An 11,367-nucleotide genomic window follows, 5' to 3' on the forward strand; every position below is an offset into this window, starting at 1 on the left:
TTCCGATTGCGGAAGAGACTGGAAAATGTTATTCTTATCATAGGCAGTGGAGCTTTCTTGGTTCAGTTGTTTCGTGTGGTAACTTAACAATAACGGATTATGGAAAGTAATTCCACTGCTTTTTTAATAAAAATAAAACTGCGCCACAGCCTTGGAAGGCCATCGCGCAGCGATTTTGTTCAATCGGAATTTGGAGGATTGAATTATGTGGAATGAATTAGGTATAAGTGGAGGAACCGCAATTGTTATTTTGATTGCGCTGTATTTCGTTATCAAATGGGCAGTGAAAAATGGCATCAAAGAAGCCTACAGTGCAATCACTGGAAAGAAAACTGTTGAAGATATCCAAAACGAAAAAGAGCTGAAAGAACTTGGATTGGATTCAGAAGATCAATAACTTCAAGTTTGTGGAATCGACTGAAAGGAAGCATTATATGTTCTATATTTATATTATTTTTGATTTTGCAATGGCAGTAATTATGCTTTTATTTGGAATATGGTTTTATAGGTCAAAAGGACAAGCATCCAACTTCTTGTCTGGTTATAATATGAAATCTGCAGAAGAACGAAAAAAATATGATGAAAATGCTATGTGTAAGGCATATGGGAAGAGAATGATGCTTATGTCACTTCCTTTTATTGCTGGAATGATTATAGATATTTGGTATATAGGAACTGGTTGTTTAATTGCATGGGCGATATGGTTTGTTATGTTTATTCTGTTGCTTATAGATAGACATAAAAGAGAAAGTTAATTTATAGAAAAATAGAATGTTTTCGGGGTGAAAATACCGTTTATTTGTTTTAGACATATGATGTCCGATTGAAAATTAGCGGATTCTCGTTTTATGTCGTGGTAATTTTGCTATATATTGGTAAGCTGTAAGTGGAAGAGAGGTAGAGACATGGATACAAAAAAGATTGGAGCTTTTTTAAAGCAATGTCGTAAAGAAAAGAATCTTACGCAAGAGCAGCTTGCCGAGAAGTTTGAGGTATCTGCAAGAACAGTTTCCAGATGGGAAACAGGAATAAATATGCCAGATCTCAGTATACTTGTTCAACTTGCTGAGTATTACGATGTTGAGATAAGAGAGCTCCTGGATGGAGAAAGGAGCCAGACTATGAATAAAGAGATGAAAGAAACACTGGACAAAGTGGCGGTGTATGAAGAATGGGTGAAACAAAAAGCATTAAAGGCTGGAAATCTTGCATTTGCATCAATGTTTGTGATTAGTGTGTTAGCGATTATTATTCAGATGTTATTAACGGTGGATATTCGCTTGGTTTTAGGAGAGACAGCAACTGCTTTGGTAGGAGGAATTCTGTATGCTTCTATTATGGTGTACAATGGAATATGGGATAAATGTTTGCCCAAAAGTGCTACTATATGGCGCGATTTTTTCACCAGTGTGATATGTGCAGGAATTTTTACAGTCATCTATGGCATATGTTTATTTAGAATGGGAGCTACAGAAACACAGGTAACACGATTAGCAGTGGGATTTCTGATTGGTATTACTATTGTGGCATTTATTGTTCTTAGGCTCTTGGCATTTATTAATCGAAAAAGAAACCAGAATTCGTCAAATGTTCAGGAGAAAAAGGAAACTTCCATATCTAAGGCAGAATGGACAAAAATTTATAATGCACAGAATATAGTAGAGACAGAACAACTCGTAGAAATGTTAAAGCAAAATGGAATAGCAGCTTTTTCACAGGAAGCAGGTGCGAATGTTGCAATGCATGGGGCACCTGGATTTGGAATATATGGTGTGGATATATTCGTGAAAACCGATGATGCAGAGAAGGCAGTACAGTTGATCAAGGAGATTAATAACCAAGAATGAAGAAAATTTTTGACATTTTCACACATGCGTGCTAATATGATTATAGAAAAAGAGTGCTACCGATAGACGGTTAGTCCGATATATGTTTTGACAAAAATTGCCGCTTAGTTTACCAGACCAGGGCGGCTATTTTTGTGGTTTATTATTATCCTTGCCAAAGGTATATCCAAGACCAAAGCAGGTTAAGCCGAAGCTCACTACTGCTATAAAATCAACAATACTCATGGCTTAGCCCTCCTTTCCAGTGGATTCTCTTTCGAGTTTCTATGTAATCAGAGGGTCACAGTCCCTCTGCTGAAGGACTAACCGCCTACCGTTATGATAGCACCCATGTTTCGATTATAACAGTCAAGGTGGGAATCTGCAACCGGAAAGTTGACAGCTCATGAAAATCTGGCTGTGATACCGTTTTGATACTAAAAAATGAAGAGAACAGAAATATAGCGTAGAAATCCTATAACACAGGACAATAAAGACACGAAAATCACAGAAAATAATGAGATTTTAAGAACCTCACAAACGTGAAGGTGGACGTACTGTAGGATCAGGACGTGTTGCTACAATCATCGAGTAATCATAACTTGATATAAATTGAGTGTCAGGAGTACACTCTGTGTCCAAACGTAAGATACCCCAGAAACCTTGTGTTTCTGGGGTTTTTCTGTTATGTTGCGAATAAAATTGTCAGTTGATTTCATAGAAAATGGCAAAGAAATTTTCGTTAAAATGGTAGAGATTCTATAAATGAAGAAACAGAAAATTTGGTTTCCGGTGCCGAAACGGTGCCAAAAAGAAACTCCTGAGAATGTATGCTATTCCCAGGAGTAGTTTTTATCATGTAATTTACCAACCCTTTATTTGCTTTATCTGTTCTGCACGTTCCGGATCACAATGATATTGCAGTTTTAATCGGATTGTTTCTACGACTTCCTGTCTGGCTTCATCGTCAAGCTGATAGAAGGAAGTGAGCAGATTATCCACATCAGGCATGCTGTTTTTGCCAAACAGGTACATTAGTGGATACATAGAATTTTTCAAATAAGTCTTTACTCGGCTTGCGTCTAATGCACCATTCAGACCATCCGGGAGTGTAGGATAAATTTCTTCTTCCTTAAGAGCTCCAGAAAACGGACTGGCAGTACATATCTCATTCACATCAATTTGCAGTTCATTTGCAAGTCTTAATGCAAAATCAAATCGTATATTGGAATCCTTTTGAATAATTGAATACAGGGTTGTTGCACTGATCCCAGTTGCCTTTGCAATCTTACGGACATTGGTGCCTTTTTCATCAAGATATTTCTTTAAGTTCTTACCGTCACCCATAGAAATCCTCCTTTTTCATATATTGATAAATTACGAAAAACATAAATCTATTTAATATCATATCACAGAGTCGAAATAAAATAAAGATAAAAAAGATATACGAAGTTCGTAAAAATACAATTACGAAATATTGACATTGATATAAATACATGATATTATCAATGTACGAAAATCGTACAGATACAAAAATACAGTAAACGTATTCACATCTGGGAAGGAAAGGAGGAGAGTAAAATGGCGAATTACAGTTATATGATGAGTGCTGATGAAGTAGCACAGGAATTAAATTGTTCAAAATCGCATGCTTATAAGCTGGTGAAAGCTCTGAATAAGGAACTGGCGGCGCAGGGGTATATTACGATGGCGGGAAGAATACCAAAAGCATTTTGGGCAAAAAAGATGTATGGTTATGAAATGATTGGAAATTAAAGGAGAATCAATATGGCTTACAGAGAAAAAGACACAAAAAAATGGACAGCCCAGTGGTTTGAGAAAAACGTTATGGGTGAGAAGAAAAAACGCAGAAAACGTGGATTTGAAACAAAACGAGAAGCGTTGGAGTTTGAAAGAAACAAGAAATTGAGCAGTGAAAGAAGTATGGATATGAAGCTGAGTGATTTTATTGAAGTATATTTTGCTGACAAACAGAATGAACTGAAAGAACGGACGATTAAGAACAAAAAATATATGATGCAACAGCATATTGTACCGTATTTTGGAAATCAGATGATGAGTGAGATTAAAGCTTCGCAGATTATTCAGTGGCAGAATGAGATTCAGAAGAAAGGATATTCCGATTCATATCTGAGAATGATTCAGAACCAGTTGACTAGTTTGTTTACACATGCTGCTAAAATTTATGACTTGCCGGTTAATCCTTGTAAGAAAGTGAAACGGATGGGAAATTTGGATTCGAGAAGTTTGAACTTCTGGACGCTGGAAGAGTATAAACAGTTTATACAGACGATGGAGCCGGGGGCACGATACTATCTTATGTTTGAAGTGCTGTTCTGGACCGGATGCAGAATTGGTGAGCTACTCGCACTTACAAAAGCAGATATCAATTTTGAAAAGAACCAGATCAGCATTAACAAAACTTATTACAGAACAGGGATGCAGGATATTATCACAGAACCAAAAACAAAGCAGTCCTATCGAACAATTGAAATTCCGGAATTCTTAAAAGAGGAAATTAAGGAATTTACAGATGGTCACTATGGAATGCCGGATACAGAAAGATTGTTCCCTGTCGTTCAGGAAGCGGTACAGCATAAGATGAAACGACAGATTGAAATTGCAGGAGTAAAGAAAATCCGAGTGCATGATCTCAGGCACAGTCATGTGGCTTATCTTATTGAAAAAGGCGTGGAACCATTGCTGATTCGGGACAGACTGGGGCATAAGGATATTCGTATCACATTGAACACTTATGGACACCTTTATCCAAACCAACAGAGAAAGATTGCTAATTTGTTGGACGATGAAAATGATTCGATTGGATGGGGAGAAAAGAAAGATGAATGTTGAAAAAGCAAAAGAAAAAGCCCAGATAAATAATCTGAGCAAGTTCTCTGATAATCAGATTCACTGATATATCATCTTCGCAGATTCAGTATATCACGAATGGGAAAAGACGACAATTCCCAAATGTCTGTTCATCAGAGACTTGCCTGGAAGGGCAGGAGGAGATGAGAACATGAACAAGAATGAAACAAAAAAATACAGATCAGAGCCAGAACTGAAACTTATTAACATGGATACGGTGGAAGTAGAGCAGATAGAATGGCTGCTTTATCCATTTATTCCATATGGAAAAGTAACCATCATACAAGGTGATCCCGGTGAGGGAAAGACGACAATGGTACTTCAGATTATTGCAAAAATTACCAGAGGGGAGCAGATACTTCCAGATGATTCAGCAAAAGATGAAACAGCAGTGGCTGTTGAAAACGACTGCATGGATAAGTTGGAAGATGATGAAAACAGTGTAGTATCAGAGCATCCAGAGAAAGCAGTAAATGTTATCTATCAAACTGCGGAAGATGGTCTCGGAGATACGATAAAGCCACGATTACTTGCTGCAGGTGCAGACTGTAAAAGAGTCATGGTCATCGATGATAGTGACCAGCCGTTGACGATGGCTGATGTCCGATTGGAAGAAGCAATTGTGCAGACAAAAGCAAAGATGGTTGTACTTGATCCAATTCAGGGATTTCTGGGCTCAGAAGTAGATATGCACAGAGCAAATGAGATTCGACCGTTGATGAAAAGAATTTCTGTGCTGGCAGAGAAATATCATTGTGCGATTATCCTGATCGGACATATGAACAAGAATAGTAACGGAAAATCTTCTTACCGGGGACTTGGTTCTATTGACTTTCAGGCGGCTGCGAGAAGCGTTTTAATCGTTGGACGACTTAAGGATGAACCGGAAGTAAGAGTTGTGTGCCATACAAAGAGTTCCCTGGCACCGGAAGGAACTTCGATAGCATTTCGACTGGATAAAAATAATGGATTTGAATGGATTGGAAAATATGAAATCAGTGCAGATGAATTACTCAGTGGAGAAGTTAAGGGAACAAAAGGGAGAAAAGCACGAGAGTTTTTGCTGGATATTTTAGCCAATGGAGGTATGCCACAGAAAAAGATTGCAGAAGAAGCAGAAGGACAGGGCATTAAGAAGAAAACACTGTGGAATGCCAAAAAAGAACTGGAAATTGATTCTATAAAACGTGGAAAAGAGTGGTATTGGATGTTGTCGGAATAAAAAAGAAGATGGCAAGATTACCATATTTTAAAAAGAGGGAATCTTGCCACCTTGAAAGGAGTTCAAATGAAAAATAAAAATGTACAGATTCCATATGAGTTATTCTTTCAGCTTTTGCAATACTTTCTGATGGAAAATTATGAAGGCGAAGAAAGCATACGGAAAGGTTTAGAAAAGAAACTAGATACAATGGTAGATCGGGAGTTATACAGCAAATACAAGACAGCAGTAACAGAAGAAGAAAGAGAAAAGTTCCGGCAGGAATATCTGGAAAGGAAGGGAATACCGGAAAACTTTCGATGGTAGAACTTCTTGCTGATTACGTTATAACAGGAGCGTGTCACGCACCTGTAAATAGCAGACAAGGAGAAAGTTGGAAAGGAGCATATAGCAATGAGAGAAGGAAGATTAGGTTATAACAACAGTAATGACAGATACGGTTTATTGTCATCGGATTTATGGATTGATACAGGATTTCATTGTGGGGAATGTCTGGAGGTATTGATTGATGATGAATGGGTGCAAACCAGAATGGAGATGAATCCGGCAAGGGAATGGTATCTGGTAGGAACACCGTACTGCGGAGATCTGGAATATGTTCGTGCAAGAATACCGAAATAAGATATGCGGATACATACTGCAGGAGTAATAGATCTTTGCTTCGCTTCAGTCGGTGCAGAGCAGACGTCCCATGGACGTATTGCCCCCGGCAGGGCGCAAGGGTACTTTTGATGGACGGTACGGCTGTCGAAAGTGCTTTTGCGTTACTTTTGACAAAAGTAACAAAAGAGGGGCTTGTCCCCGATACTTCTCGAACTACTAATGTTCGAGAAGGTTCCGAAATATTGTATCCGGCGAAGAATACTTACAAATTCCAGACTTGGCGTATATATAGATTTTGTGCCATATCTGGCACGGTTTTTGAAAGGAAGGTGAAGAAAAATGACGATGAAAAGAACAATAAGTGGAAGAAATGGAAAAGGTTCTCTGGCGCATAACAGACGGGCATTTGAGACAGAAAATGTCGATAAGACAAGAGTGCATCTGAATATTAAGTACTGTGATGAAAATCTGAAAGCAGTTTATCATGAACTGTTTGATTCGGCAGTGGAGAGATACAATGTGGGAAAAAGGAATGACCGGAAAATCACAGATTACTATGAGAAGATACGTCAAAGTAAGCAGGAAAAGCTGTTTCATGAGGTGATTTTTCAGATTGGGAATTGTACAGACACGGCTGTAGGAACTGAGGAGGGTAAACTGGCAGTAAAGATTTTGGATGAGTATATGAAAGAATTTCAAAAACGAAACCCAACGCTGCGTGTGTTTAGTTGCCATTTACATTTAGATGAATCAACTCCACACCTGCATGTTGATTTTGTCCCTTATGTGACCGGATGGAAGGGAAAAGGAATGGATACAAAAGTTTCGTTGAAACAGGCATTAAAGAGGTTAGGATTTGAAGGTGGTTCAAAACAGGATACAGAATTGAATCAATGGATAAACCACGAAAAAGAAGTGCTTGCAGAGATTGCTCTACAGCATGGAATTGAATGGGGGCAGAAAGGGACACATGAGGAGCATCTGGACGTTTATAATTTTAAGAAAAAAGAGCGTAAAAAAGAAGTGCAGGCACTCGAACAGGAGAAAGAATATCTCACAGCAGAGAATGAAGGTCTTAATTGTCAGATTGCAGAAGCAAAGGCAGACATCAAGCAGTTGGAAGAAGAAATGGCTCGGTTTCAGAAAGATAAAGAGACAGCAGAAGAACGTTCCGAGAAAGCAGAGCAGGAATTGAAAAAACTGGAAGAACGCAGGGAGCGATTACAACCGGTAATGGATTATGTCAGCAAAGAAATGAAAGAATATGGGACAGTTAAAGCAATTCTACCGGAAGCCAGTACTTTAGAACGTGCAACAGCGTACCGTGACAAGAAAATCAAACCGTTGTTTATTCAGATGAAAAATAAAATAGCTGTAATGGCTGTTCAAATCAAAGAACTTACTAAAGAAGTTGATGGGTGGAGACACAAATATCAGAAAACGAAGCAGGCATATAACCAAATGCAAAGGGAGTTAGACACAGTGCGTGAAGAAAATGAACAGTTATTTGAGGAAAAACAACAATTGCAGAATGTTTCCGATAGATATGACCGGGTAGTACGAGTTCTTGGGGAAACTGTTGTAGATGATGCGGTACAGCAGGATATACAAGGGCAGAAGACATTAGAAGAAAAACGACAAATGGAGCAAATGCCAACAGGAAGTATTCATGAAAGACTTGCCTGGGGTTCCCGAAAGAGTGAAATGGAGAACCAACAGTGTAAGAAAAATAAAACGAAGAACAGAGGAATGGAATTGTAAGAATATGAAAAAACACATTTATGATGAAAGTAATGGATTAAGTTATACATTGCATGGAGATTACTATCTGCCGGATCTAGCAGTGAATGAGGAAGAACCGACATATGGTAAATACGGAATGTCGCGGAAAAAATTTGGAAGAATATAAAGTGGCAAGATATGAGCATTTAGTGATGATTGGGGAACTTTCTTTGTTTTTTTATGAAATTGTAGATTGATTGTGTACATACAAGTTTAATACAAGAAAAGAAGATATCTACTTGACAACCACATAGTGATCGTGTAATATAAAGTTGTCAAGAAGATAACTAGAAGATATATCTAAAAACAAGGAGGTATTAGTATGAAAAATGCATGGCTTATTCGTCCAGTACCACATGGTAAAAATCGAGTAACAGAGTTTAGAGAGAAAGGAATTATTGCTGTTGGGTGGCCTTGTATTGGAAATTTAAAAGGAAAGTCAAGAGAGGATTTAAAGCTTATACTTTCCAAATCACCATATAATCTTACGGGGCTTGCCCTTGGAAATGCATATGCAACTATAGATATTTTTGTAAATCAGATGGAAGTAGGGGATTTGCTTCTCATGCCAAATGGGGAGGACATATACCTAGGTGAAGTGACCAGTGATTATTATTTAGATTCTAATGTGGATACTGATGACGAAGGATATTCACATCAGAGATCGGCAAAATGGCTTGTAAACATCTCAAGACAGGATTTATCTATGGACTTGAGATTATCACTCAAAGTACACAGAACTACAGCAAATTTGTCACATCATGCCGATGAAATAAGAGCGCTCTGCAAAGGTGAAAAATTGGTGACTACCAATGATTTTATCGAGGTTAAATATCCGTTGCGTCCAGATTTTGAGGTGTCATTTAAAATACCGAAAGATATCAATAGTGACGAAGCACAACGTTTAAGTTCCTATTTTGCATCGTTATACTTCATAAAATAGGTAAAGCTATCAATGGTGACTGAATCATTTGGAACGGCGAACATTTATTGATTGAAGATTACGGTGATGAATATTGGATGGATCGGAAAGATAGTAGTTGCTGTTAGGCTAATCACAGAAAATATGATTGAGGAGGGAGAGTAATCGAATGGAGAGTACAGTAATAAAAATAATAGAGGAATATTTGGAATGGGAAAATGTAAAACAGCAACGAGGATATTCAGATGATTTAAGATTGGAATATGATAATGATGCCCGTTATTATTTGGAGAAGGGTTATTTAAAGGAAGAAGCATTACATGCTGATACCATTATATCCTTTTGGACAATATATAAAACACTATTGGAGAAGCAAACCGGTTGGAAAACTTATAAAACGACCAAAAGTCTTGAGAGTTTGTTGAGGCAGATACATAGTAAACGCAAAAATGATTACACAGCTAAAATTGTACAACTTAATGAAAAAATTGAGGATTTTGCAAAAGTTATATATACTGAAGGAAATTATATGCTATTGCCTAAAGGTAAACGTGTAATAAATAATGTAAGATTTCAAAAATTTGAAGATAGAGTGGATTTAACATTATATCATTCTTTCTCCGGTGGTGAATTAAGTAGCTATTTTGAAACGGATGAACATTTAAAAGCATGGATTAGGAAGGAAAAGTTACACGTTTTATTTATTGATGGTGATATTGAAAAAGATAAACTTTTGTGGTTAGTAGATAATAAGAAAAAAATAACAGATATGACAGTGGAGGAGATTTACACATATATAGATTCTTCAAAATTCTTTATAGAGAAACGTTCGGAATATATTAAAAACAATTTTTAGTTGCAGTTTGTTTAGGAACGACAACTTCCAGTTGTGCGTGGGTGGCTATATTCTAATAGAAAAAGAATTTTTTGACATTTCCACAGATGCGTGATAATATGATTATAGAAAAAGAGTGCTACCGATAGACGGTTAGTCCACATACTTAATCGATTAAAAATAACCGTTCAGTTTGCGAGGCTGGGGCGGTTATTTTTGTGTCTTATTATTATCCTTGCCGAATGTGTATCCGGCACAAAAGCAGGTGATGCCGAAGCTCACAACTGCAATGAAGTCCACAATACTCATTGGCTTAGCCCTCCTTTCCAGTGGATTCCCTTTCGGGGGTTCTATGTAATCAGAGGGTCACAGTCCCTCTGTTGAAGGACTAACCGCCTACCGTTATGGTAGCACCCATGTTCTGATTATAACAATAAAAAATAATGGGTGCAATAAGAAAATGGCAGAGGAAGTAGTAGGCGTTGGTGACAAAGCATTTAGAACAAGGCTTCCGGTGCCAAAACGGTGCCAAGAAATCAGGCAAATAAAAATAGAGCATGTAAATCAGCCATTTTTCACTGTATTTTGGATAGAAAAACATAAAAAATGTAGGGTAAAACGGGATTAAAGTATCGTGAAGGTGGACGTACTGTAGGATCAGGACGTGTTGCTACAATCATCGAGTAATATACGCGAAAGCAATGAATAAAGCGCCAATCAAGGCGATAAAAAAAGAGACTGCAAGCTTGCTTGCAAGTCTCTTTTTTTATCGCTTTGGAAGTGGACATTTTACGAATGCCCGCGAACGAACGACGAAGTCGTGAGATTGGCGCATATACAATAGATTTGTTATCGTAAGATAACGTTGTGTCCAAACGTAAGATACCCGTAGAACTTCGGTTCTACGGGTTTTTCTGTTGCCTGGAAATATATAAAAGGGCGGAAAAGAATAACGAACAGCATAGAAAAACGGTTGCCGGGAGAGTGTCCTGACAACCGTTTGTGATAACAGAATGATAACAAAATATATAATTTTCGCAAATATGATAACAGATAAAGTGGATTTATCCACAAATCAGAGATGTGACTGTGGATTAAGTCAGATCATACGTCTTAATGTCATTACCTTCCAGACGTTTAGCAGTAAGAAAACTTTCCGCATCTTCAAGTGTAAGATCAGAAACATTTTTTCCAATCCAACGAAGGAAGTAACTGACATCAGAGCAATACAGTTGAATAGTTCTTTCACGCAGGTTACGTTTTTCCGCTTCATTGCGGATGGATT

Annotated in this window: 14 protein-coding genes and 1 pseudogene; 13 read left to right on the forward strand and 2 right to left on the reverse strand. The window is 37.7% G+C overall.

What is annotated here, in order from left to right; all coding sequences use genetic code 11:
* The first annotated feature begins 205 nt into the window (after positions 1 to 205).
* The 3 genes from PGU50_RS14815 to PGU50_RS14825 all read left to right on the forward strand — a co-directional run bounded on the left by PGU50_RS14815 (position 206) and on the right by PGU50_RS14825 (position 1,847).
* Positions 206 to 397, forward strand: a complete 192-nt coding sequence (locus tag PGU50_RS14815) for a DUF6019 family protein (RefSeq protein ID WP_008373533.1) — start codon at positions 206 to 208, stop codon at positions 395 to 397.
* 37 nt (positions 398 to 434) lie between these two features.
* Complete coding sequence (locus PGU50_RS14820; protein ID WP_008373534.1) at positions 435 to 755, forward strand: DUF3784 domain-containing protein; 321 nt, start codon at positions 435 to 437, stop codon at positions 753 to 755.
* Positions 756 to 905: 150 nt separating this feature from the next.
* Positions 906 to 1,847 (forward strand): helix-turn-helix domain-containing protein, encoded by a 942-nt coding sequence (locus tag PGU50_RS14825; RefSeq protein ID WP_033126102.1) that lies wholly within the window; start codon positions 906 to 908, stop codon positions 1,845 to 1,847.
* 843 nt (positions 1,848 to 2,690) lie between these two features.
* On the opposite strand, the gene PGU50_RS14830 is transcribed toward PGU50_RS14825, so the two are convergent.
* Positions 2,691 to 3,173 (reverse strand): helix-turn-helix domain-containing protein, encoded by a 483-nt coding sequence (locus PGU50_RS14830; protein ID WP_270247295.1) that lies wholly within the window; start codon positions 3,171 to 3,173, stop codon positions 2,691 to 2,693.
* 234 nt (positions 3,174 to 3,407) lie between these two features.
* Between PGU50_RS14830 and PGU50_RS14835 the strand changes: the two genes are divergently transcribed.
* From PGU50_RS14835 to PGU50_RS14880, 10 genes and pseudogenes are all read left to right on the forward strand, one after another.
* Complete coding sequence (locus PGU50_RS14835) at positions 3,408 to 3,602, forward strand: DNA-binding protein (RefSeq protein ID WP_270247296.1); 195 nt, start codon at positions 3,408 to 3,410, stop codon at positions 3,600 to 3,602.
* A gap of 12 nt (positions 3,603 to 3,614) precedes the next feature.
* Positions 3,615 to 4,700, forward strand: coding sequence for a site-specific integrase (locus PGU50_RS14840; protein WP_270247297.1), 1,086 nt, complete (start codon positions 3,615 to 3,617; stop codon positions 4,698 to 4,700).
* 169 nt (positions 4,701 to 4,869) lie between these two features.
* The gene (locus PGU50_RS14845) at positions 4,870 to 5,940 is read left to right on the forward strand and encodes an AAA family ATPase (RefSeq protein ID WP_270247298.1); all 1,071 of its coding nucleotides are present in this window, start codon (positions 4,870 to 4,872) and stop codon (positions 5,938 to 5,940) included.
* Positions 5,941 to 6,006: 66 nt separating this feature from the next.
* Positions 6,007 to 6,246 (forward strand): complexin-2, encoded by a 240-nt coding sequence (locus PGU50_RS14850; RefSeq protein ID WP_270247299.1) that lies wholly within the window; start codon positions 6,007 to 6,009, stop codon positions 6,244 to 6,246.
* Between the two features lie 87 nt (positions 6,247 to 6,333).
* Positions 6,334 to 6,561, forward strand: coding sequence for a DUF5348 domain-containing protein (locus PGU50_RS14855; protein ID WP_270247300.1), 228 nt, complete (start codon positions 6,334 to 6,336; stop codon positions 6,559 to 6,561).
* A gap of 321 nt (positions 6,562 to 6,882) precedes the next feature.
* Positions 6,883 to 8,304, forward strand: coding sequence for a plasmid recombination protein (locus tag PGU50_RS14860; protein ID WP_270247302.1), 1,422 nt, complete (start codon positions 6,883 to 6,885; stop codon positions 8,302 to 8,304).
* Positions 8,305 to 8,308: 4 nt separating this feature from the next.
* Positions 8,309 to 8,495 (forward strand): annotated as a pseudogene (locus PGU50_RS14865) (TnpV protein); the annotation flags it as partial.
* 152 nt (positions 8,496 to 8,647) lie between these two features.
* Positions 8,648 to 9,268 carry a restriction endonuclease gene (locus PGU50_RS14870; protein WP_270247303.1) on the forward strand — a complete coding sequence of 207 codons (621 nt, stop codon included), beginning with the start codon at positions 8,648 to 8,650 and terminating at the stop codon, positions 9,266 to 9,268.
* 148 nt (positions 9,269 to 9,416) lie between these two features.
* On the forward strand, positions 9,417 to 10,103 hold the full coding sequence (locus tag PGU50_RS14875) for a hypothetical protein (RefSeq protein ID WP_270247304.1): 687 nt from the start codon (positions 9,417 to 9,419) through the stop codon (positions 10,101 to 10,103).
* A gap of 439 nt (positions 10,104 to 10,542) precedes the next feature.
* On the forward strand, positions 10,543 to 10,710 hold the full coding sequence (locus PGU50_RS14880; protein ID WP_270247305.1) for a hypothetical protein: 168 nt from the start codon (positions 10,543 to 10,545) through the stop codon (positions 10,708 to 10,710).
* A 466-nt stretch (positions 10,711 to 11,176) separates the two neighbouring features.
* Here PGU50_RS14880 and PGU50_RS14885 read toward each other — a convergent pair.
* A partial coding sequence (locus PGU50_RS14885) for a phage integrase N-terminal SAM-like domain-containing protein (protein WP_270247306.1) occupies positions 11,177 to 11,367 on the reverse strand: 191 nt, incomplete at its 5' end.

It is taken from the genome of Coprococcus sp. AM11-30B (genome assembly GCF_027674365.1).
Classification (GTDB): Bacteria; Bacillota; Clostridia; order Lachnospirales; family Lachnospiraceae; genus Allocoprococcus; species Allocoprococcus comes.